Annotated in this window: 19 protein-coding genes; 14 read left to right on the top strand and 5 right to left on the bottom strand. The window is 70.0% G+C overall.

Annotation, left to right across the window (positions count from 1 at the left end):
* Positions 1 to 193 precede the first annotated feature (193 nt).
* Genes OHA68_RS02680 through OHA68_RS02695 form a run of 4 tightly spaced genes read left to right on the top strand, consistent with a single transcriptional unit; the run spans position 194 to position 3,907 of the window.
* Positions 194 to 1,000, top strand: coding sequence for a sugar phosphate isomerase/epimerase family protein (locus OHA68_RS02680; RefSeq protein WP_327106205.1), 807 nt, complete (start codon positions 194 to 196; stop codon positions 998 to 1,000).
* 23 nt (positions 1,001 to 1,023) lie between these two features.
* Positions 1,024 to 2,100: a Gfo/Idh/MocA family protein gene (locus OHA68_RS02685; RefSeq protein ID WP_327106206.1), complete on the top strand. Its 1,077-nt coding sequence runs from the start codon at positions 1,024 to 1,026 to the stop codon at positions 2,098 to 2,100.
* Between the two features lie 45 nt (positions 2,101 to 2,145).
* The gene (locus OHA68_RS02690; RefSeq protein WP_327106207.1) at positions 2,146 to 2,871 is read left to right on the top strand and encodes a ThuA domain-containing protein; all 726 of its coding nucleotides are present in this window, start codon (positions 2,146 to 2,148) and stop codon (positions 2,869 to 2,871) included.
* Positions 2,872 to 2,878: 7 nt separating this feature from the next.
* Positions 2,879 to 3,907 (top strand): Gfo/Idh/MocA family protein, encoded by a 1,029-nt coding sequence (locus tag OHA68_RS02695; RefSeq protein ID WP_327106208.1) that lies wholly within the window; start codon positions 2,879 to 2,881, stop codon positions 3,905 to 3,907.
* Positions 3,908 to 3,987: 80 nt separating this feature from the next.
* Here the strand turns inward: OHA68_RS02695 and OHA68_RS02700 are convergent, their stop codons facing one another.
* From OHA68_RS02700 to OHA68_RS02710, 3 genes are all read right to left on the bottom strand, one after another.
* The gene (locus OHA68_RS02700; protein WP_327106209.1) at positions 3,988 to 4,251 is read right to left on the bottom strand and encodes a DUF4235 domain-containing protein; all 264 of its coding nucleotides are present in this window, start codon (positions 4,249 to 4,251) and stop codon (positions 3,988 to 3,990) included.
* 121 nt (positions 4,252 to 4,372) lie between these two features.
* Positions 4,373 to 5,200, bottom strand: coding sequence for a TrmH family RNA methyltransferase (locus tag OHA68_RS02705; RefSeq protein ID WP_327106210.1), 828 nt, complete (start codon positions 5,198 to 5,200; stop codon positions 4,373 to 4,375).
* Positions 5,193 to 5,975, bottom strand: a complete 783-nt coding sequence (locus OHA68_RS02710) for a DUF4184 family protein (RefSeq protein ID WP_327106211.1) — start codon at positions 5,973 to 5,975, stop codon at positions 5,193 to 5,195. The genes OHA68_RS02705 and OHA68_RS02710 overlap by 8 nt, the downstream gene beginning before the upstream one ends.
* 135 nt (positions 5,976 to 6,110) lie before the next feature.
* Here OHA68_RS02710 and OHA68_RS02715 point away from each other — a divergent pair, with 135 nt between their 5' ends.
* The 10 genes from OHA68_RS02715 (at position 6,111) to OHA68_RS02760 (ending at position 19,585) form a co-directional block, all read left to right on the top strand.
* A complete protein-coding gene (locus OHA68_RS02715; RefSeq protein WP_327106212.1) occupies positions 6,111 to 6,746 on the top strand; it encodes a cation diffusion facilitator family transporter in 636 nt (211 codons plus the stop codon).
* A 234-nt stretch (positions 6,747 to 6,980) separates the two neighbouring features.
* Entirely contained in the window at positions 6,981 to 8,666 is a 1,686-nt protein-coding gene (locus tag OHA68_RS02720; RefSeq protein ID WP_327106213.1) for a substrate-binding domain-containing protein, read from the top strand.
* Positions 8,667 to 8,810: 144 nt separating this feature from the next.
* Complete coding sequence (locus tag OHA68_RS02725; protein WP_327106214.1) at positions 8,811 to 10,445, top strand: sigma factor; 1,635 nt, start codon at positions 8,811 to 8,813, stop codon at positions 10,443 to 10,445.
* A 291-nt stretch (positions 10,446 to 10,736) separates the two neighbouring features.
* On the top strand, positions 10,737 to 11,105 hold the full coding sequence (locus OHA68_RS02730) for a hypothetical protein (RefSeq protein ID WP_189136766.1): 369 nt from the start codon (positions 10,737 to 10,739) through the stop codon (positions 11,103 to 11,105).
* Positions 11,106 to 11,206: 101 nt separating this feature from the next.
* Complete coding sequence (locus OHA68_RS02735; protein WP_327109445.1) at positions 11,207 to 12,226, top strand: GNAT family N-acetyltransferase; 1,020 nt, start codon at positions 11,207 to 11,209, stop codon at positions 12,224 to 12,226.
* Between the two features lie 186 nt (positions 12,227 to 12,412).
* Positions 12,413 to 13,246 (top strand): glycosyltransferase family 2 protein, encoded by an 834-nt coding sequence (locus tag OHA68_RS02740; RefSeq protein ID WP_189136764.1) that lies wholly within the window; start codon positions 12,413 to 12,415, stop codon positions 13,244 to 13,246.
* A gap of 31 nt (positions 13,247 to 13,277) precedes the next feature.
* Positions 13,278 to 14,219: a glycosyltransferase family 2 protein gene (locus OHA68_RS02745; protein ID WP_327106215.1), complete on the top strand. Its 942-nt coding sequence runs from the start codon at positions 13,278 to 13,280 to the stop codon at positions 14,217 to 14,219.
* On the top strand, positions 14,216 to 15,019 hold the full coding sequence (locus tag OHA68_RS02750; RefSeq protein ID WP_189136762.1) for a polysaccharide deacetylase family protein: 804 nt from the start codon (positions 14,216 to 14,218) through the stop codon (positions 15,017 to 15,019). Before OHA68_RS02745 ends, OHA68_RS02750 begins: the two co-directional genes overlap by 4 nt.
* Positions 15,012 to 16,331, top strand: coding sequence for a lipopolysaccharide biosynthesis protein (locus tag OHA68_RS02755; RefSeq protein ID WP_327106216.1), 1,320 nt, complete (start codon positions 15,012 to 15,014; stop codon positions 16,329 to 16,331). Before OHA68_RS02750 ends, OHA68_RS02755 begins: the two co-directional genes overlap by 8 nt.
* 89 nt (positions 16,332 to 16,420) lie before the next feature.
* The gene (locus tag OHA68_RS02760; protein ID WP_327106217.1) at positions 16,421 to 19,585 is read left to right on the top strand and encodes a hypothetical protein; all 3,165 of its coding nucleotides are present in this window, start codon (positions 16,421 to 16,423) and stop codon (positions 19,583 to 19,585) included.
* Between the two features lie 54 nt (positions 19,586 to 19,639).
* On the opposite strand, the gene OHA68_RS02765 is transcribed toward OHA68_RS02760, so the two are convergent.
* Both OHA68_RS02765 and OHA68_RS02770 read right to left on the bottom strand, forming a co-directional pair.
* Positions 19,640 to 21,028, bottom strand: a complete 1,389-nt coding sequence (locus tag OHA68_RS02765; protein ID WP_327106218.1) for a GH39 family glycosyl hydrolase — start codon at positions 21,026 to 21,028, stop codon at positions 19,640 to 19,642.
* A 93-nt stretch (positions 21,029 to 21,121) separates the two neighbouring features.
* Entirely contained in the window at positions 21,122 to 21,871 is a 750-nt protein-coding gene (locus OHA68_RS02770; protein ID WP_327106219.1) for an SDR family oxidoreductase, read from the bottom strand.
* Positions 21,872 to 21,898 lie beyond the last annotated feature (27 nt).

The following is a 21,898-nucleotide window of genomic DNA, read 5'->3' on the forward strand; positions in this document are numbered from 1 at the left end:
GCTTGACCGATCTTCACGATGCGCTGAAATTTCAGTGAAAGAATGGGCGATCTCCCTGCCGTGGGCCCGCCCAAGGCAGCCGTCAAGTGGCGTGGCAGGCAGGAAAATCGCCTATCGCAGTCCATTGACCTCATGAGTGGCACGTCGTACTTTCACTGAAATACTGCGAAATGTGCCGTTCACGAGGAGACGTGTGAACACGATCGCGTTCATGGGCGCCAACTACGTCACCAGAGAGACCGACTATCGCATGCCCGCGGCCGGCTGGGGTGAGGCCGACCGGGTCACCAACGAGCGGTTCGCGCCGCTCGACGGGTACGCCGAACGGTTCGGGCAGATCGTCTCGGAGGTCGAGGAGCTCGGCTTCGACTCGATGGACATCTGGACCGCCCATCTGAACCCGCGATGGGCCACCGACGAGCATCTCCGGATCGCCGCCGGGCTGCTCGCCGAGCATAAGCTCACCGTGCCCAGCCTGGCCGGGTCCGCCGGGGCTGACCTGGACTACTTCCGCGGCCTGTGCCGGATCGCCCGCGCCGTCGGCGCGCCCGTCATCGGCGGCACCGCGCCCGTGCTGGCCGCCGACCGGGCCGGGGTGGTGGCCGCGCTGGAGGAGTACGACCTGGTCCTCGGCGTGGAGAACCACCCCGAGCGCACCCCGCAGGAGTATCTGGAGGCCATGGGCGACCCGGCCGGCGGCCGGATCGGCGCGGCGCTGGACACCGGCTGGTTCGGCACGCACGGCTACGACGCCGCCGACGCGATCGAGGCGGTCGCCGACCGGCTCAAGCACGTGCACATCAAGGACGTGGCCGCCCCCGGCGGGCATGACACGGTGTCCCTCGGCGAAGGCTGTGTCCCGGTGCGGCGATGCGTGGAGGTGCTGCGGCGGATCGGCTACGCGGGCACGATCAGCATCGAGCACGAGCCGGAGGACCGCGATCCGGTCCCGGAGGTCCTGAGGTCACGAGAACTGCTGCGCGAGTGGCTGGCCGCCTGACCCGCCGAGAAGGGATCTCCATCGTGACTTCCGAGACCACCGGCGTGGCCATCGTCGGCTGCGGCAACATCGCCCAGGCTTACGCCCGCCAGCTCGCCGGCTTCCCCGAGATCGACCTGCTCGGCGTACAGGATGTGGACGCCGGGCGGGCGCGAGCGCTCGCCGCCGTGCACGGGGTGCGCGTCTACGGCTCCCTGGCGGAGCTGCTGGCCGACCCTGGCGTCGAGATCGTGGTGAACCTGACGGTGCACCGCGCCCACTACGAGGTGATCCGCCGCTGCCTGGAGGCGGGCAAGCACGTCCACAGCGAGAAGCCGCTCGCCCTGACGCACGAGGAGGCGGCGGAGCTGGTCGAGCTGGCGGACAAGCGCGGGTTACGGCTCGGCGGCGCGCCCGCGACCTTCCTCGGCGAGGCCCAGCAGACCGCGCTGAAGCTGCTGCGCGAGAACGCCGTCGGTCAGGTCAGGCTCGTGTACGGGGAGGTGAACTGGGGGCGGATCGAGGTCTGGCATCCGGATCCGGTCGGCTTCTACGAGGTGGGGCCGCTGTTCGACGTGGGCGTCTACCCGCTGACGATGACCACGGCCGCGCTCGGCCCGGCCCGGCGCGTGCAGGCGTTCGCCTCGATCGTGCGACCGCAGCGGGTACGGCTCGACGGCACGCCGTTCACCCTCACCACCCCCGACTACGTCGTGGCCGACGTGGAGTTCGACGGCGGCGTGCGGCTCCGGCTGACCTGCGACTTCTACGTCGACAACCACAACACCCACCAGCACGGGCTGGAGTTCCACGGCGACGACGGGTCGCTGCTGCTGCACAGCTGGCAGAACTTCGACTCCGTCCTGGAGATGTCCGCCTTCCGCGAGGAGCTGCGGCCGGTACCGCCAGTGCGGGAGCCGTACGCGGGGGTGGAGTGGGGCCGGCCCGTACGGGACCTCGCGGCGGCGATCCGGGAGGAGCGGCCGCACCGAGCCACCGGGGCGCAGGCCGCGCACGTGGTGGAGATCCTCTGCGCCATCCGCGCGTCCTACGAGACGGGCAGGCCCGTCGGCCTCGTCTCGTCGTTCGCGCCGGCCGCGCCGATGGAGTGGGCGCGGTGACTGGGTAAGCCTCCACGGGAGGAGAGCCGTCCAGGAGGGAGCACGATGCCGATCAAGGTCACTGTCTGGAGCGAGAACTACCACGAGCCGCGCGAGCCGGAGGTGCGCCGGCGCTATCCGGACGGCATCCACGGCGCGATCGCGGCCGGGCTGGCCGAGCAGCTCGGCGAGCGCGTCCGGGTGCGCACCGCCGAGCTGGCGGACCCCGAGCACGGCCTGTCGGACAAGGAGCTCGCCGACACCGATGTGCTGACCTGGTGGGGGCACATGAGCCACGAGGACGTGGCCGACGAGGTGGTGGCGCGGGTACGCCGGCACGTGCTCGGCGGCATGGGCCTGCTGGTGCTGCACTCGGGGCACTACTCGAAGATCTTCCGGGCCCTGATGGGCACCACCTGCAGCCTCAACTGGCGGGACGCGGGCGAGCGGGAGCTGGTCTGGACGGTGGCCCCCGGCCATCCCATCGCCGCGGGCGTCCCGCACCCCCTGATCATCGGCGAGCAGGAGACGTACGGCGAGCCGTTCGGCATCCCGCAGCCCGACGAGCTGGTCTTCATCAGCTCCTTCAGCGGCGGCGAGGTGTTCCGCAGCGGCTGCTGCTACCGCCGGGGCAAGGGCAGCGTCTTCTACTTCAGCCCCGGCGACCAGAACTACCCCGTCTACCACAATCCCGACGTACGCCGCGTGCTGGCCAACGCGGTGCTGTGGGCCGCCCCGGCCGGCGGGGTCGGCGAGCCGCTCGACAACGCGCACACCCCCATCCAGTGGTAGGAGATCCATGACCTTCGACACGGTCGTCGCCGACCGCCCGCTGCGCGGCGTACTCGTCGGGGCCGGGTTCATCGGCCGCCAGTGGGCCCCCGAACTGCTCGCCCACCCCGGCACCCGGCTCGTGGGCTGGGTGGACGTACGGCCGGAGCGCGCCCGCTCGGCGGCCGGCGCGCTGGGGCGGGCGGACTTACCCGTCGGCGCGTCGCTGACCGCTCTGCTGGACGCCGAGGAGCCCGACTTCATCGTCAACTGCACCGTCCCCGAGGCCCACCACGAGGTCACCGTCACCGCCCTGGAGCGCGGCGTGTCGGTGCTCAGCGAGAAGCCGATGGCCGTCACGCTCGACGAGGCCACGAGCATGGTCGCCGCCGCGGACCGAGCCCGGCGGCTGTTCATGGTCAACCAGAACCGCCGCTACATGGCCGCCTTGGCCGCCTACCGCAGGACCGTGGCCGACCTCGGCGCGCTGGGCATGCTGGCGTCGGAGTTCCTCATGCCGTACAAGGGCGTGGAGTTCTTGTCCGCTCTGGAGCATCCGCTGCTGCAGGACATGGCGATCCACCTGTTCGACGCGGCCAGGGCCATCTCCGGCGCCGACCCGGTCTCGGTTTACTGCGAGTCCTTCCGGCCGCCGTGGACCTGGTATCCCGGCGCCTGCTCGGCGATGGCGATCTTCGAGATGACCGGCGGGCTGCGCTACACGTTCACCGGGAGCTGGTCCGCCCACGGCCTGCCGACCTCGTGGACGGGAAGCTGGCGGGCCGCCGGCACGCGGGGCACCGCGCTGTGGGACGGCGAGGACGCCATCACGGTCGGCGCGGCGCCGAGCGAGTCGCTCAAACCCGCCGAGCCCGAGCCGGACCCGTACCCGGAGCGCCGCCGCTACACCGGGCTGGCCGAGGGGCTGGCGGAGTTCGTCACCGGCCTGCGCACGGGCGGCCTGCCGCAGGGCGAGTGCCACGACAACCTCCGCAGCCTGGCCATGGTGACGGCCGCCTTGGAGTCCGCCCGCACCGGGAAGCGGGTGCCGATCTGACGACGTGCTCGCAGCCGCGCCGGTGAACGTGGCGGTCGGGCCTGAAGGTCGGACGTGGCGGTCGGATCCGGAGGGGTCGGTCAGCCGCCGGCGCGGCTCTCGATCGCCCGGTGCCGGAAGGTGCGCGCGCTGGCGCGGTGCACGGCGGCCCTGACCACGCCGAAGATCGCACCCTGCACCCCCGCGGCGACGAGGACCTCCGTCCAGCCGCGATCCATATCCTCCGCGTCCGGCGCGTCGTCCTCACCGGACGACAGCATCCACAGTCTCCTGAACACCGCGGTCGCCAGCGCGCCGCTGAGCACGCTGATCCCCAGTGACGTGGCCTTCTGCACAGGGTGCATGTCCTCTCCTTCCGGTCCGGCCGTCCCTGTACGCGCACACGGGTGTGGTCCAGGGGCGGACGACATGCCCTACCCCATCCGCCGGAGATAATCACGAACCCGAAAAGGCCTCACCGCGAAGTCAGCTCTCCTGGTGGGACAGGTCCGCCGACCGCATCAGCCCGTGGCAGGCGATGGCCGCCGCCGCCACGACGTTCAGGGAGTCGACGCCGTTGGCCATCGCCGACGGGCTCATCGGAATGCACACCGGCTCGTCGGCCTCGTGCAGCCACCGCGACGACAGCCCGTCCCCCTCCGCCCCGAGCAGCAGCGCCACCCGGCCGCCCATCTTCACCCGGTCCAGCGCGGTGGCCGACTGGTCGGGGGTGAGGGCCAGCGTCTGGAAGCCGGCTCCGCGCAGCTCGTCCAGGCCGGTGTACCAGTTGTCCATGCGCGCGTACGGGATGGAGAACACCGCCCCCATGGACACCTTGACCGCCCGCCGGTAGAGCGGGTCGGCGCAGCGCGGGGACAGGACGATGCCGTCCACGCCCAGCGCGGCGGCGCACCTGAAGATCGCGCCGACGTTGGCGTGGTCCACGATGTCCTCCAGGACCACGACGCGGGCGGCGGGGTCGAGGACGGTCTCGGTCGAGGGCAGGGGCAGGCGTTCCATGGAGGCCAGGGCTCCCCGGTGGACCTGGAAACCGGCGACGCCCTCCATGGTCTCGTCGCTGACCACGTACACGGTCGCCGTGCCGAGGACGTCGGCGAGGGAGTCCACCCAGCGGCGGGTGGTCAGGACCGAGCGGACGGGGTAGCCCGCCGCGATGGCGCGCCTGATCACCTTCTCGCCCTCGGCCACGAACAGGCCGCGCTCGGCTTCGAGGCTCTTGCGGAGCTCGACGTCCCGCAGCCGGGTGTAGTCGGCGAGCCTGGGGTCGGCGGCGTCCGTCAGATGTTCAAGCACCTTCCGATACTGCCATGAGCCGCCTGACCTGCCAGACGGCCGCGTAGCAGGCGAGCACCAGGCACAGGCCGATGAGCGTGCCCGCGCCGACCTTGGTGATCACGCTGGCCAGGCCGAAGGCCGGGTTCGGCTCGTCCACCAGGGGCCAGAGGAGGGCGCCCGCGATGACGCCGGCCGAGCCGCAGGCGACGACCGTGCCGCGGACCCGGGCGGAGGTCCGGAACCGGCCGGGCACCGGGCTGGGCGGCATGGCGCTCAGCCCGCGCCAGGCCCACCGGACCACGAGCGCCAGGCCCACCGCCGAGGAGATGTACTGCAGGAGACGGAAGAGGGGCAGCACGCCGAAGAGCATGACCCCGAGCCAGCGGCCCCACTCGGCGGCGGCGGTGGAGTGCGTGAAGGAGTCCCACAGGACATGGCTGGCGGCGCCGATCAGGCCGCCCGCCACGATGGCCGGCAGGCTGCGCGCGAGGTGGCCAGGGGAGGGCCGTAGGGTCGCGGCGCGACCGGCCAGCGCGGGCGGCAGCAGCGACAGCAGCGGGTCGCGGATGAGGCCGTGGAACAGGACGAGCAGGACGAGGACGGCGGCCAGGTCCACGGTGATCACACCCTGCCAGGAGTGCCAGTCGCTGTAGTCGGGCAGGAACGGCAGGAAGATCGGCAGGTCGGGGACCATCGCGCCGATGGCCAGCGCCCACGGATCCGCGAACCGGCGCAGGCGCGGCGACGACATCAGTGGCAGCACCGCCGCGATGTGGCTGGGCGTGAACGGCATCGGCCCCCGCTTCTCCCCGTAGTGATCATTTAAGCCTACCCATTCTTTGCCGTCGATCCCTAAGCGTCACGATTAGTAATGGGTAGATTACTTATCGCTGTCGACGGCCGGAAGGCGGGAATGCGGAGGTTCAAGGTGCCTGAGCAGCGCGTTCATGCGCATCCGGCCGCGTCAGCCGAATGGTTCAGGGCCGCCCGCCTGGCGCGGTCGCTGTCGCTGGTCACGCTGGCCTGGCTGGCCGTGGAGAGCACGCTCGGCCTGGCGGCGGGGCTGTCCGCGCACTCCGTGGCCCTGATCGGGTGGGGACTGGCGGCCCTGGTCGAGGCGGCGGGGAGCCTGATCGTGCTGTGGCGGTTCACCGGGACGCGCACGCTGTCGCCGAACGCCGAGCACCGGGCGCGCCGGGCGATCGCGGTGAGCTTCTGGCTGCTCGCCCCCTATCTGATCATCCATGTCTGGTACGACCTGGACGTCGGGCACCGGGCGGCGCCGACCGTCCTCGGCATCGTGGTGACCGCGTTCAGCCTGGTCAGCATGCCGATCCTGGGGACCGTCAAACGGCGGCTGGCCAGGCGGCTGGCCTCCGGGGCGACAGCCGGCGAGGCCACTCAGAACTTCATGTGCGGCGCGATGGCGGCCGGGGTGCTGGCCGGACTGTGGCTCAACACCATCGGATGGTGGTGGGTGGATCCGGTGATGGCGGTGGCGCTCGCGGTGGTCTCGATCCGAGAGGGAACGCGCGCCTGGCGTGGTCACGGATGCTGCCATTGACCGTAACAGTGGGTTATCACTGCACCAAAAGGGCTGTTTTGCCACAGCAAGCGTTCCGAGTATCGTTCCCCCAGTATCGCGGAGCATCTCCGGCTGTGTTCACCGGAAGGTCTCGAAGCCACCAGATCACACCAAGAGGACATTGTGGGGCGACACCGCACAGACGAGTTCGATGGCGGCTACCAAGCCCAGGATCCAGCCCCTCGCCGGCGCCCGCGCGCGGGACGCGGCCGGGTGCTCGTTCCGCTGGCGGGAGCCGTGGCGCTCGCCATGCTGCTCGGTGTCGCCGCGTTCGTGATCTTCAATCGGGAGCATGACTGCTCGGGCGGGAAACTACCGCTCCAGGTCGTGGCGACGCCCGACATCCAGCCGTCGCTCACCAAGATCGCGGATACGTACAACAAGGCCCTGCACTCGATCGACGGCAAGTGCGTCGAGGTCGCGGTGGCCAAGCAGACCGCGGCGAGGACGGAGAACTCGCTGGTCGCCGGCAAGTTCGCGGCCGACGTCTGGGTGGCCGACTCCAGCCTCGTGGTGAACCGGGCGCGCAACCATCCCTCCGGCGCGGTCTCGCTGCCCGAGTCCGCCGGCTCGATCGCCACCTCGCCCGTGGTGCTGGCGGCGGCCAAGTCCGCGGCGGCCAAGCTCGAAGGCAGCCTCAAGCCGAGCTGGTCGAGCATGGTGGCGGCGGCCAACGTGGCGAACGTGGACGGCCCCGGCAAGAAGGTCCGGGTGCTGGCCCTCGACCCGCAGAAGAACTCGGCGGGACTCGCCGCGCTGCTGGCCGCGGCGGGCACCGCCAAGGCGGCGAAGCAGGACAAGGCCCTGGTGGGCGCGCTCAAGGAGCTCTCGGGGCAGCTCGTCTCCGACCCGACCGCGCTGCTGGCCAGCCTCACGGTGAAGGGCGGCAGCAAGATCCCGCTCGGCGTCACGTCCGAGCAGGCGATTCACGCTCATAACGCGAAAAAGCCGGAAACGCCGGTCGTGGCGCTCTATCCCGGCGAGGGCACGCTGAGCCTCGACTACCCCGTCACGGTCGTCACCAAGGATCCCGAGGTGCTGAAGGCCGCCGCCGCCTTCAGCAAGGAGCTCACCACGGAGTCCGCGCAGCGGGTGCTGCGCGGCCAGGGCTTCCGCGGCCCCGACGGCGATGCGGGCGAGGTCCTGACGACGGCCAAGGGCTTCACCCCCAGCCCTCCGAAGGCGCTGCCCGCCCCCGACGTCAAGACCGTGGCCACCATGACCCAGACCTGGACCCGGCTGAACCTTGGCACCCGGCTGCTCACCCTGCTGGACGTCTCGGGCACGATGGCGCTGCCCGTCCCCGGCACGAACCTGACCCGCATGCAGGCCATCAGCAAGATCGCGACCGAGGGCCTGAGCCTCTTCCCCGCCGACTCCGAGATCGGCGTCTGGAAGTTCTCCACCCACCTCGACGGGCGGAACAAGGACTGGCAGGAGGTCGTCTCCGTCGGCCCGCTCACCGAGAGCATCAACGGCGTGCTGCGCAAGGACGCGCTGGCCCGCCAGATGGCCACCGTGCAGGCCAAGGCCACGGGCGACACCGGCCTGAACGACACGCTCAAGGCCGCCTACACGGAGATGACCTCGACCTACCAGCCCGACAAGATCAACACCCTGCTGATCCTGACCGACGGCGCCGGCAACGACGACCCCGACGGCGGGGTCACCAACGCGCAGATCCTGACGTACCTCAAGAAGGCCTACGACCCCCAGCGGCCGGTGAGCATCCTGCTCATCGCGTTCGGGCCGGAGGCCCAGTCGGGCAAGCGGCAGATGGACGCGGTGGCCCAGGCCACCGGCGGCGAGGCCTACATCGCCAAGGACCCGCTGGAGGTGCGCGACTTCTTCCTGCAGGGCATGGAGCGGCGCCTCTGCTCCCCCAACTGCGACGGCTGACGCCATCAGTCACATCTGACCCAGTTTTCCCTGGTCAATGCCTGTTCGGCATGATCTAAGCGCGCATGTCAACCCGCCTGCCGCAGGCGGCGTCCTTAACCCCGTGGGGACGCCGAAGTCCTGCGACCTGCGGGGAGGAAATTCGTGCCTGGATGGCCGACCGTCACGCGCGCCGACGAACAGGAGCTCGTCAAGGCGCTGCGCCGCGCCGACACGGGTGCCCCCGACAGGCTGTACGGCGCGTACGCCGAGCGGCTGTTCGACTACGCCTCCTCGCTGCTCGGTGACCGGGACGGCGCGGCCGACTGCGTGCACGACGCCCTGGTCACCGCTCAGGGGTGCGTCCACCGGCTGAAGGACGCGGGCAGGCTGCGCGCCTGGCTGTACGCGCTGACCAGGTCCCAGGCGATGGCGCGGCTGGGACACCGCGGCCAGGACCGGACGCCCCCGCCGATGCTGGAGGACCCGGCGGATCCGGAGCTCGCGGAGCTGGTCCGCGAGACGCTGGGCGAGCTGGGCAGGAACGCGCGTGAGGTGCTGGAGCTGTCCCTGCGCCACGGGCTGACGGCGGCGGAGGTGGGCTCGGTGCTGGGGCTCACCTCGCGGCAGGTCGCCGGCCGGTCGGGCCGGGCCCGCGACCACCTGGAGCTCGCCGCCGCCGCCGTGGTGCTGGCGCGGACGGGGCGGGCGCACTGCCCGGACCTGTCGGCGATGGTGGACTCCTTGGAGGGGCCGCTGAGCCCGATGCTGCGCCGGCGGCTGTCCGGCCACATCAGGCGCTGCGAGGTGTGCACCGAGCGGCGCCACCGGCAGGTGTCGGCGGGCCGGCTGCTCACCCTGGTGCCCGTGCCGCTGCCGCCGCTCTCGCTGCGCGGCAGGGTGGTCGAGACCTGCGTGGACCCCGGACTCGACCAGACCCGCACGATGATCACCGACCGGGGCGACGACTTCGACCGCGCCGGTTTCCCCGTCGCGCGGGAGGAGCGCCCGCGGCGCCGGGGCCGGCGCCGGCTCGCTCCGGTGGTGCTGGCCGGCGCGTGCGTGCTCGCCGGGACGAGCGTGGTGATCGTGCTGAACGCCCAGGAAGGCGCCAGGAGCGCGCTGCACGTGCCGCCGAGCCCCGGTCCGACCGGGGACGAGGACCACGCCCTCCAGAGCCCCGAGGGCACGCCGAGCACCGAGCCGCTCGCGGAGACCGAGCCTCCGGTCACCCCCGCGGACGACGTGCCCACCGCGACGCCGAGCAAGAGGGTCGCCGTCACCGCCGCGACCACCAGGCCGCCGGCCGGGCCCACGCCGACCCGCCGGCGAGCCGTGCCGGCCGCCCGGCTCGCCGTCCGGTGCCCGTCCGCGATCGAGGACATCGCCAAGGTGGGCCTGAGAGCCCGCAACGCCACCGTCACCTGGAGCGCGGCCGCGTCGAGCGGCCTGGCCGTGTCCCCAGCGACCGGCTCGGTCAAGGCGGGCCGGTCGGTGGTGATCTCGGTCACCGTGGACGACCCCGGCACCGCCGGCAGCGGCACGGTCTCGTTCGACTCCAACGGGGGCGACGCGACCTGCTCGCTGTCGTGGCGCGGCGACGATCCGCAGCCGCAGACCCCGCCGTCCGACGAGCCGGACCCGGACCTGGATCCGACCGGGACGCCCAGCGCCCGCTCGGAGGCCACCGCGCCCACGGGCACCCTGGACACCGCCCAGGACAGGGCTCAGGAGACCGCCCAGAACACCGCCCGGGACAGCGCCGACGCCCAGTCGTCGCACGCGACCACCGATCAATGATCGGCAACGGACAGCAAAGCGCTTATAGATACTGATTTACGCGACATCGGGGTATGTATCGGGCCCCAGGTCGCTACGTATGCGACAAGTAGGGCATCCTGGGGTGCTTGGGAAGCACATCGGGGGACCGGAGCCGTTTTTCCATGTGTTGAACACCACATGAAAAAACCCGCTCACCGGTAAACCCGAGGACGTCGCCAAGCGTCGGCGTTGACGTACACGCGCGAAGATTGATCCCATGAATATGATCGATCGTCGTGACATCCAGCCGGACCGGGAGAGAGACAGTAGATGCTCAAGCACCGCAGAGCGCTCACGTGGCTGCTCGCGCTCGCCTGCATCGCGGGAGCGGTGATCGCGCTGTTCGACATCGACACGCCACTGCGGCCGCTGCTGATCTCCCTGTTCCTGCTCGTGGTGCCCGGATCGGCGGTCGTGGGACTGTTGCGGGATCGTGATCCGCTTGCAGCACTATCGGTGGGAGCGGCGGCGAGCCTCGTCATCAACGTGCTCCTCGCCCAGGGAATGCTGCTTGCCAACGCGTGGTCGCCGCGGGCCGGGGTGGCCACGGTCGCCGTGCTCGGCGGGTTCATGTACGTGCTTCGGGTGCTGTATCGGGGGAAGAACATGCAGACCGAACAGGGGGCCAGGGCAAGGTGAAGATCAACGTCATCCGCCCAGGAGAGCTAGGCGCTGTTGAGCGAGCCCGATGGCGGGAGCTCCAGAAGGCGGATGCCAGTCTGGACAATCCGTTCTTGTCGGTGGAGTTCGCGGTCGCCATGGACCGGTTGCGCGACTATGTGCGGGTGGCCGTCATCGAGGACGGCAACCGCATCGTCGGCTTCCTTCCGTACGAGCGGCACAGTTTCGGCATCGGCAAGCCCCTCGGCGGCTTCCTCACCACGTGCCACGGGCTGATCGCGGTCCCGGACCTGAAGATCGACGCGCGGGCGCTCCTGCGGGCCTGCAAACTCACCGTCTTCGACTTCGATCACCTGGTCGCCGGCCAGCCGACGTTCGCGCCTTTCGAGAGCGACGTCCGCCCCGCGCCCGTGATGGATTTCACCCTCGGCTTCGACACCTGGCTCGAGCAGGTCAAGACCAATTCCCCGAAGAACCTCAAGACCGTGCGCTACAAGGAGCGCAAGCTCGGCAGGGAGCACGGGGAGCTCCGCTTCGAGTGGTCCTCGCCGGACCCCGAGGTGCTGCGCACGCTGCTCAACTGGAAATCCGACCAATACCAGCGGACCGGCCGGGTCGACAGGTTCGCGCAGCCGTGGATCGTCGAGCTCATCGACCTCATGCACGCCGAGCGGTCACCCGACTTCTCCGGTGTGCTCACCATGCTCTACTCGGGTGACGTGCCGGTCGCGGGCCATTTCGGACTGAGCACCGCCACCACTCTCGTGGGCTGGTTCCCCGCCTACGACACCGAGTTCGCCAAATACTCCCCCGGCATCGTGCACCACATGCAGATGGCCGAGGCCGCCGCCGCGAGCGGGTTACTCATGGTCGACATGGGCAAGGGCGGCAAGGAGTACAAGGACTGGCTCAAGAGCGGAGTCCTCTACGTCGCCGAGGGACGCGTCTCCCGACCGTCTCCCGCGGCGGCCGTTCACTGGATGGGCCGGACTCCTTTTAATAAAGCTCGAACAATTGTCATGGATCGACCGTCTCTCTATAGGGCGGCCGATCGCGTACTGAAGGGTTTCGGTCGAGTACGCCGTTCCATGCAGCAGGACACCGACGCAGTCGCGAAGGATCCGACGGGGGCGGGCTGAGCCCATCCCCACCCCCGAGACCAGCAAGACAGCACAGCACAGCACAGCACCGAAGCAGCACAGCACCAGCACTGCCCTCACCTCAGGACCACCGATGCACCGCTCGCCTCATCAGCCATTCCCACAGCACCTGGGAGAGGCTGACCACGCGGTGCGTCGGCTGGTCTCGGAAGGATCAACCTCGCCATGAGTCCCGAGATCACCAAAATCAACGGCAAGACGCAGCTCAAGCCTCTGCGCTCCATGCCGCCTATCGAGCGGTTCACCCCGGTCACACCTCACCTGGCCATCTCTCCGACGGTGAGCGTCGTGGTGCCCGCGATGAACGAGGCGGAGAACCTGCCTCACGTGTTCGCCACGCTGCCGCAGTGGATCGACGAGATCGTGCTCGTGGACGGCAACTCCGTCGACGACACGGTGGCCGTGGCCCGCCGCCTCCGGCCCAATGTGAAGGTCGTCACCCAGACGGGCAAGGGCAAGGGCGACGCCCTGGCCGCCGGGTTCGCCGCGTGCACCGGCGACATCATCGTGATGATCGACGCCGACGGCTCGACCGACGGGCACGAGATCATCTCGTTCGTCGGCGCGCTGGTGACCGGCGCGGACTTCGTCAAGGGCTCGCGTTATGCCGCGGGGGGCGGCAGCGACGACCTGACGTTCAACCGCCGCTTCGGCAACCGGGTCCTCACCGGCATCGTCAACACGATGTACCGCACCCAGTACACCGACCTTTGCTACGGCTACAACGCTTTCTGGGCCCGTCACCTGGAGGTGCTCAACGTCGACTGCGACGGCTTCGAGGTGGAGACCCTGCTGAACATCCGGGCCGCCAAGGCCGGGCTGAAGGTGCACGAGGTGCCCAGCCACGAGCGCAACCGCATCCACGGCGAGAGCAACCTGCACGTGGTCCGTGACGGCCTGCGGGTGCTCAAGACCATCCTGCGCGAGTATCGTCGCCAGCCCGCTCCTCCGCAGCCCGAGCCCGCCGCCGCACCGGCCACTGACCGGGGTGTCGCGTAGGTTTCGTACCGAGTCGCCCTAAGGAATCGTTGTGAACACGTCTGTTGTCATCTGCGTCTACACCGAGGACCGGTGGGAGGACATCAGGCAAGCCGTCGAGTCGGTCGAGCGGCAAACGCGCCGGCCGTACGAGCTGATCCTGGTCGTCGACCACAACCCGGACCTGCACCTGAAGCTCAAGCGCGAGTATCCCGACGTGATCGTCGTGGAGAACACGCACGAGCAGGGGCTGTCCGGCGGCAAGAACACCGGCGTGGCCACGGCCACCGGTGACATCGTCGCGTTCCTCGACGACGACGCGGTCGCCGACACCGGGTGGCTGGAGGCTTTGGAGGAGGGCTTCCAGGATCCCGGTGTCGTCGGCGTGGGCGGTCGCACCGAGCCGATCTGGGCGTCGCAGCGCAGGCCGGGCTGGTTCCCGTACGAGTTCGACTGGACGGTCGGCTGCAGTTACCGGGGCATGCCCGAGGTGCGGGCGCCGATCCGCAACGTCATGGGCGGCAACGCGGCCTTCCTGCGCGAGGTGGTGTCCGAGGTGGGCGGATTCCACAGCGGCATCGGCCGCAGCGTGCAGGGCCGCAAGAGCAGGCCGCTGGGCTGCGAGGAGACGGAGTTCTGCATCAGGCTGAGCCAGCGCAAGCCCGGCTCGGTCATGCTGTTCGAGCCGCAGGCGCTCATCGGGCACAAGGTGTCCAGGCAGCGGGAGACGTTCGGCTACTTCCGCTCCCGCTGCTACGCGGAGGGCCTGTCGAAGGCCCTGGTCACGCAGGAGGTCGGCACCCAGGACGGGCTGTCCAGCGAGCGGGCGCACGCGCTCAAGACGCTGCCGCTCGGCGCGCTGCGCGGGGTCGGCGAGGCGGTCAGAGGTGACCTGGGCGGGCTCGGCAGGGCCGGCGCGATCGTGGTGGGACTGGGCTGGACGGCCTGGGGTTATCTGGTGGGCTCGGTACGACTGAAAGTGGTGCGGTCATGACCCGGGTGCCGATCCTGATGTACCACTCGGTCACCGACAAGCCCAACGAGGAGACCAAACCGCACTCCGTACGACCGTCCGACCTGGCCGATCAGATCGCCTACTTAAAGGAGAGCGGCTTCACGCCGCTCACCCTGGGCGACCTGATCGCCTCGTTCAACAAGAACAACGGCAGGATCCTGCCCGCCAAGCCCATCGTGCTGACCTTCGACGACGGCTACGCCGACTTCCACAGCCAGGCGCTGCCGCTGCTGGAACGCTATGCGTTCCCCGCCACGGTCTTCCTGACCAGCGGCTGGGTCTCCGACGCGGGCAAGGACGCGGCGGGCAAGCCGCTGGACGACATGCTGTCCTGGACCCAGGCCCGCGAGGCCGCCCAGACCGGCATCGAGATCGGCGGCCACAGTCACAGTCACCCGCAGCTCGACCAGCTCCGCAGCGAGGAGCTGCGCCAGGAGCTGCGCCGCAACAAGGCGCTGCTGGAGGACAAGATCGGCACCCCGGTCGCCACCATGGCCTACCCGTTCGGCTACAGCAGCGCCCGCGTCCGGCGGGAGGTGCGCAAGGCCGGTTACTTCGCCGCCTGCGCGGTGGCCAACTCGATCGCCGCCGACAAGCACGACATGCTCGCCATCCCCCGCCTGACGATCTCCACGAGCACCACCACCACCATGTTCAGGCGCGCGGTCGAAGGCACCGGCGTGCCCCTCATCTATCTGCGCGAGCGCATCCTGACCAAGGGGTACGCCGTCGTCAGGCGAACACGGTACGGGCTGCAACGGGTCCGCGGACATGTCTAGCCTCTGGCAGAGACTGCTCCGCGACCTCCGCAATCCGCTGTTCAGGAACGGCTACGCGTTGATGGCCAACACCGGCATCACCGCCGTTCTCGGCATGGGCTACTGGCTGCTCGCCGCCCACTACTTCTCCGAGGAGGAGTTCGGCCGCGGGCAGGCGGTGATCGTCGTCATGCGGCTGTTCGCGTCGCTGACCGCGCTGGGGCTCGTGGGCGCGCTGGCGCGCTTCCTGCCGGTGGCGGGCCGCCGCACACCGGAGCTCATCCTGCGCGGGTACGGCATAGCCGCCGGCACCGGCGCCGTCGCGGCCGTCGGCTTCCTGCTGACCCTGCCGCTGTGGGGCGAGACCTACTCCGTGCTGGCGGGGTTCGGGCCCGGCCTGTTCTTCGTCGCCGCGGTGGTGGTCTGGGCCGTCTTCACGCTGCAGGACGTGGCGCTGACCGGGCTGCGCCAGGCGACCTGGGTGCCGCTCAACAGCGTGGTGTTCGGTCTGCTCAAGATGGGCCTGCTGGTGGCCCTGGCCGGCGCGCTGCCCAACGGCGGGATTTTCGTCTCTTGGATCGTTCCCACGGCCATCGCGCTGATCCCGATCAACTGGCTGATCTTCGGCGTCGTGGTGCCCCGGCACGTCCGGCGGACCACCGACCTCGGGCAGCACCCTCCTGGGCTGCGGGAGGTCGGGAGGTTCCTGGCGGGCGACTTTCCCGGCGCCCTGTCGGTGCTCGCGATCGTCTACCTGGTGCCCGTGGTCATCGCCACGCAGGTGGGAGAGGCCACTTTCGGCCGCTTCTCGATGGCCCACACGCTGGGCTGCATGATCGAGGTGCTGGCGATCAACATGGCCGTGTCGCTGACCGTCGAGGGCTCCTTCGACCGGTCCCAGCTCGCCGCCAACTGCCGGCACGCGCTGCGGCGGGCACTGCTGATCATCGTGCCGATCGTCGTGGTGGTGATCGTCGGCGCGCCGTTCATCCTGCAGGTCTTCGGCTCGAAGTTCGCCGACGAGGGGACCATGCTGCTGCGGCTGATGGCACTCGCCGTGCTGCCGCGGGTGCTGATCGAGGTCTATCTCAGCGTGCTGCGGGCGCAGAGCCGGGCGCATACGCTCGCCCTGGTCCAGATCGGGCTGGCGACGCTGGTGCTGGCCTCTATCCTGGTGCTTTTCCCGTTCACGAACGTGAACGGGGTGGGATACGGAATGCTGATCAGCCAGACCGTGGTCGCACTTTTGATCTTCGGAAAACTACGTAAAATTCTCAAATACGGTGAAACTGCGCAAGTGGAAGTCGCTCAGGGGTCGCCCGGGGCCGCATGATGGTCAACGTGAGGCAACGGGACGGCGATGGCATGACAGCGGGAACCGGCTCTTCCGGCGTACGGGGGGACGCGGGAGAGGAGTCAGAGGTGCCTTTCGATCCGGAGGCGACGGGGATCATTCCCCGGCTGGATCTCGAATCCGTCAAGGAGACCCCACCGTCGGGCTCCGCGGACCCGAAGGCGTCCCCGCCCCCCGACCCGCCCGAGCCCGAGGACGGCTCGGCGGGCGACGACGAGGACGCCAGCGCCACCATGACCTTCCGTATCCCCGTGTCCGCCGCCGTCCGCATCGGCGGCCCGCCGACCCTCGACGAACAGGCCCTCACCGACGAGCAGGCCAAGGACCCGGCCTCCGCTGAGGAGCAGGCCAAGGAGCCGGGCCCCGCTGGCAAGCCGGCCAAGAAGTCGGCCGCTGCCGGCAAGCGGGCCGAGGAGACGGCCTCCGCCGGCAAGCGGGCCGAGGAGACGGCCTCAGCTGAGGAGCAGGGCAAGGAGACGCGGCCCGCCCTTCCCCGCCTGAGCGGCGGCGGCAAGCCCGCCCGGAAGCCGGCCCCGAAGCCGACCGCTCCCGGTGGCGCGGCCGAGGAGGTGACCGCCACCCAGCCCACCCCGGTGGCGGCCAGTGGCGAGTCCACCCGGGAGGCTCCGGTGTCGGACACCCACGCCACCGACGCGCCGCCGAAGCCCTCAAGCACGCCGTCCCCCAAGGCCGGCGGCAGGCCACACGCTCCCCCGGCCTCGCCGGACGCGCGCCCCGCCCCATCGGACGCGCGGCCAGCCCAGCGTGACGCGCGACCAGCCTCGCCGGAGGCGCGCTCAGCCCCGTTGAGCACCGAGAAAGCCCTGACGCCCGACACGACTCCGCCGAGCATCGAGACAGCCCTGAAGGCCGACACGGCCCCGCCGAGCACCGAGAAGGCTCTGAAGCCCGGCGCGGCCCCGGCGACCCCCGGGACGATACCGGCGGGGCCGACGGGGCCGACGGGGCCGACGGTGAAGCCCGCCGAGTCGGACGGGGAAGCCGCTGGCGCCGGTGTGGCGGGCGGCGAGCGGGGTCAGGTGCGCGAGCGGGCCGGGCAGGCGCCGGCGGCGGGCATCCGGGGGCGGATCTCGGCGCTGATCGCCAGCGCGCCCCAGTGGCTGCCCCTGGTGCTGGTGCTCGAAGGTCTCGTCATGTACGTCCTGGCGCTGAAGGTCAGCCCGGGGCCGCTGCGCGGGGTGAACCCGGCGGACATCAACGGCCTGGGCCTGATCGCGGCGCTGCCCGCGAGCGCGTTCGCCGCGATCCTGATCATGCTGGTGTCGTTCTTCGTCACGGTCGCGCAGAGCACGGACCGCAAGTTCCTGCTGCTGTTCCAGATCGCCGCGATCACCTTCGCGTTGCACGGCGCCGGGGCGCTGGTGGCCGAGGAGCCCAGGTTCCCGACCGCGTACATCCATGCCGGTTTCGTGGAGTTCATCGGCAGGACCGGCGAGTCGGCGATCAACATCGACGCCCGGATGGGCTGGCCCGGCTTCTTCGCGCTGTTCGCGTTCGTGACGAAGGCGGCGGGGATCACCGACCTGACGCCGATACTCAACTGGACGCCGCTGCTGTCCAACCTGCTCTATCTGCTGCCGTTCGTGCTGATCCTGCGCCAGGTGGTGGCCACCACGCGGGCGCGCTGGTTCGCGGCGCTGCTGTTCGTGCTGGTGCAGTGGATCGGCCAGGACTACTTCTCGTCCCAGGGTTTCACCTTCGCGCTCTATCTGGCGTTCCTGGCGATCCTGTTGCGATGGTTCGGGCGGGTGGAGCCCCGTAAGAAGCCCCTCGCGCCGAAGGGGCTGCGCAGGCTGCTGGGCCGGCTGGACGCGATGACGCCGGGCGAGCTGGCCAACACCGGCATGTACCGGGCCGACAAGCTGCTCATGCTCATGCTGATGATCGCCCTGTTCGTCGCCGCGACGGCCTCGCACCAGATCACCCCGTTCATGATGCTCGGGGTGATGACCGCGTTCCTGATCCTCAAGCGGACCTCGCTGACGTGGGCGCTGCCGTTCTCCCTCGGCATGGTGGTGCTGACCTGGATCAGCTACCAGGCCGTGGGTTTCTGGGCGGGTCAGATCGAGGCCATCTTCGGCGGTCTGGGCAGGATTCTGACGAACCTGCAGACCAACACCGGCGACCGTATCGAGGGGACGGACCCGCTGCACGCGCTGGTGCTGCAGGCGCGGCTCGGCATCCTCATGGTGATCCTCGCGCTGGCGGCGGTGGGCCTGTTCCGGCGGATGCGGCGCGGCGTGTTCGACCGGGCCGCGCTGATCCTGCTGTGCGTGCCGGTGACGGCGCTGGGGCTGCAGAGCTACGGCGGCGAGATCGGGCTGCGGATCTACATGTTCGCGCTGCCCGGCGCCTGCCTGCTGGCGGCGTTCGCGTTCTTCCCGAACCTGCCGGCGGACAGCGCCGACGTGCGCGAGGAGACCGTCCCGCTGCGCAAGCGGAACGCGCGCTTCAACCCGGAGCTGACCAAGAAGGTGTCGCTCGTGCTGGCCGCCTGCTTCGCGGTGGCGTTCTCGATGGCCTTTCTGGTCGCCCGCTACGGCAACGAGCAGTTCGAGCGGGTGACCGCGGGCGAGGTCGCCGCCATGCACTACGTGTACGAGCACGACAAGCCGAGCGCCCGCGTGGTCTATATGACCTCGCAGCTGGGGCCGGAGGTCACGCCGACGCTGCCGTGGGGTGAACGGGACATCGAGCTGGTCAACTTCGCCGGGCAGGTGCTCGTGCACAAGGATCCGACGAACGTCGCCGACGTGGTGAAACGGATGGCGCCGGGGCCGGACAGCCCGCGCAACACCTACCTGGTCGTCAACCGCGGTCAGATCAACTTCCTGCAGCTGAACGAGAACTTCCCGGACGGCTGGGGCGAGAAGTTCCGGGCGACGCTGGACGCCACGCCGCAGCTGAAGAAGGTCTACGCCAACAAGGACGCCGCGCTCTACACGTGGAAGTCGTTCGTCAGAGGCACGGAGACGCCGGATCCGCAGCCCTACCAGACGGCCGGCGACCCGAGCTCACCCTGGACGCCGGTCGGCGTCGCGGCGCTGATCGTGATGTGGGCGGCCCTGTTCGGCTACGAGGTCATCCGGCTCAACGGGGTCAAACGAGCGCCGCGAGCCAGGAAGTGGCTGCTGTTCATCGGCATTCCGGCCTTCGCGGTGGCCCTCGGAGTGATCGTCGAACGGTTCATCTACATCGCCCTGGGCCCCTGATCCCACGGTGAAGGTCCCCTTCGGCAAGGGGGCCTTCACCGTCGACAAGGTCGATCAGGTCGTGCCCCGGCCGCTCCACCGGACCTCGTACGGCTTGAGCGTCACCTGCTTGCCGTCGACCGTGGCGGTCACGGCGGTGGCGGCGGTGTTGACCATGACCACCTGACGGGCCTGGGCCAGCACCTTGACCCGCTTGTCGGACACCTCGGCCTGCTCGAGCTCCACGCTGGCGGGGAACCACTTGGTGAAGCCGCTCAGCAGCCCCGCCATCGGCAGCTCGGCGCCGTTCCCGCCGTCCCACAGGCAGCCGCGGCAGGGGCCCGGGTTCTTGGTCTGCGGGCTCCAGTAGAGGGCCGTGGTGACCTCGGTCCTGGCGAACTCCATGAGCGTGACGGCCTGCACGGCGAGGCGCTTGTCCTCGGTCCAGTCCGAGGCCTCCGGCTCGACGTACCACTCGGCCCACCAGACGGGCATGCCGCCGCTCTTCTCCTTGAGCCAGGCGGTGATGGCGCTGAACTTGCCCGTGGCGGCGAAGTCGTCCGGGATGTTGCCCTTGTCGCCCGTCAGGGTCGCGCCGTCGACCACGATGAAGTCGGCGCCCTTCTTGTGCTCGATCCAGTATTCGATCGCGTCGAGGCTGCGCTGGTCGATCGTGCCGTAGGTGCCGGACAGCTCGGAGGGCGCGCCGTTCTGGTAGCTGTCGATGGGTACGTACGGGCCGCCGACCTGGATCTCCGGGTCTACCTTCTTCAGCGCGTCGTACACCTTGTTGTAGAGCTGTGTGTAGCCTTCGGCGTCCCAGCGGTTGGTCGTCGGGTTCCAGAAGCCCTTGAACTCGTTCCACACCATGTAGTGCTTGACCGTCGGGTACTGCTTGGCGACCCTGACGGCGAGTTTGGCGTAGTCGTCGAAGAATTTGGGGTCGGGGGCGACCGTGTGGTTCTTGCTCCAGTCGGTGTAGCCCGCCTTGCCGCCCTTCATCCAGTCGGGAGCGCAGCACAGCGTGATGATCGGCAGCGCCCGCGACGACGCCATGAACTCCAGCCGCCGGTTGAGGTCACGGAAGTTGTACTGGCCGGGACTGGGCTCGGGGTTGCCGGAGCCCCAGCCCATGATGTGCTGGTTCTGCAGCATCGGCACCTGGCCGAGGATCCCCTGGGCCCGCTCCCGTACCGGCTCGGCGGCGTTGTCCGCGCTGTACTGGGTGTGCGTGACGCCCCAGCGCGGCCAGTCGTCGACGGCGGGCGGCGGCTCCAGGCTGGGGGCGGGCTCGCTGGGGATGGGCTTGGCCGCCTCGCCGCCCTTGAAGTCCGGCTTGGACGCCGTTCTCATGCCCGCGTAGATCATGATGCCCGCCACGAGCAGAACGGCGAGGACACCGGCCCCTACGGCGATCGGCCAGGGCGACCGCCTGCGGGCATGTCGACCGTCCGTCGGAATCACGGATCCCACCCCTCACACGACGTTCAAAGGCCGGGCGAGGTCGCCCGGCCTATATAACCGTATCGGCACCACTTGCGCGCCACTTGCGACGTGTCAGGAGGAGGGCGGACGCTGACCCGTCGCAGGGCCCGGAACACCTGCGTAACGGTACGGCACCGGCTGCCTTCCCGGCTGCACGATGAGCAGGGTGCCCGTTTCCTCCGAGTAAAAGGCGGACTCCACGGCGGCGGCCACGTCGTCGGCGTCCAGCAGTGGGAATCCGGCGCTCGCGAACAACTCCCTGGCCTCGGCCACCAGCGGGGTGTCGGTGAAGCCGGGGCAGACGGCGTCGATCCTGATGCGCTCCTTCGCCAGCGGCGCGGCCAGCCCCCGGACGAGGCCGACGACGGCGTGCTTGGTCATGGTGTAGATCGGGTCGCCGTCGTAGCCGACGAGCCCGGCGAGCGACGCCGTGACGACGATCGCGCCGCCGCCCGAGCGCTTGAGCAGCGGCAGGCTAGCGGCGACGCCGAAGACCACGCCGTCCACGTTCACCCCGACCGCCTTGCGGTAGGCGTCGACGTCGAAGGCCGCCAGGTCCACGCCGCTGGTGACGCCGGCGTTGAGGTGGACCAGGTCCAGCCTGCCGTACCTCTCCTGGGCCAGTTCGACGGCGCGCAGCGAGGCTTCCTCGGTGCTGACGTCGGCGGCCAGCCAGGCGCCGCCGACCTCCTTGGCCAGCCGTTCGGCGCCCTCGCCGTCGAGGTCGACCAGGACGCAGGTGGCGCCACCCGTCGACAGGCGCCTGGCCACGGCGGCCCCGATGCCGCTCGCCGCTCCGGTGATCAGTGCAACAGTGCTCATGGCGCTCCTCAGGGGTGGGACTGGGTG

Source organism: Nonomuraea glycinis, assembly GCF_035920485.1.
In the GTDB taxonomy this organism is placed as follows: domain Bacteria; phylum Actinomycetota; class Actinomycetes; order Streptosporangiales; family Streptosporangiaceae; genus Nonomuraea; species Nonomuraea glycinis.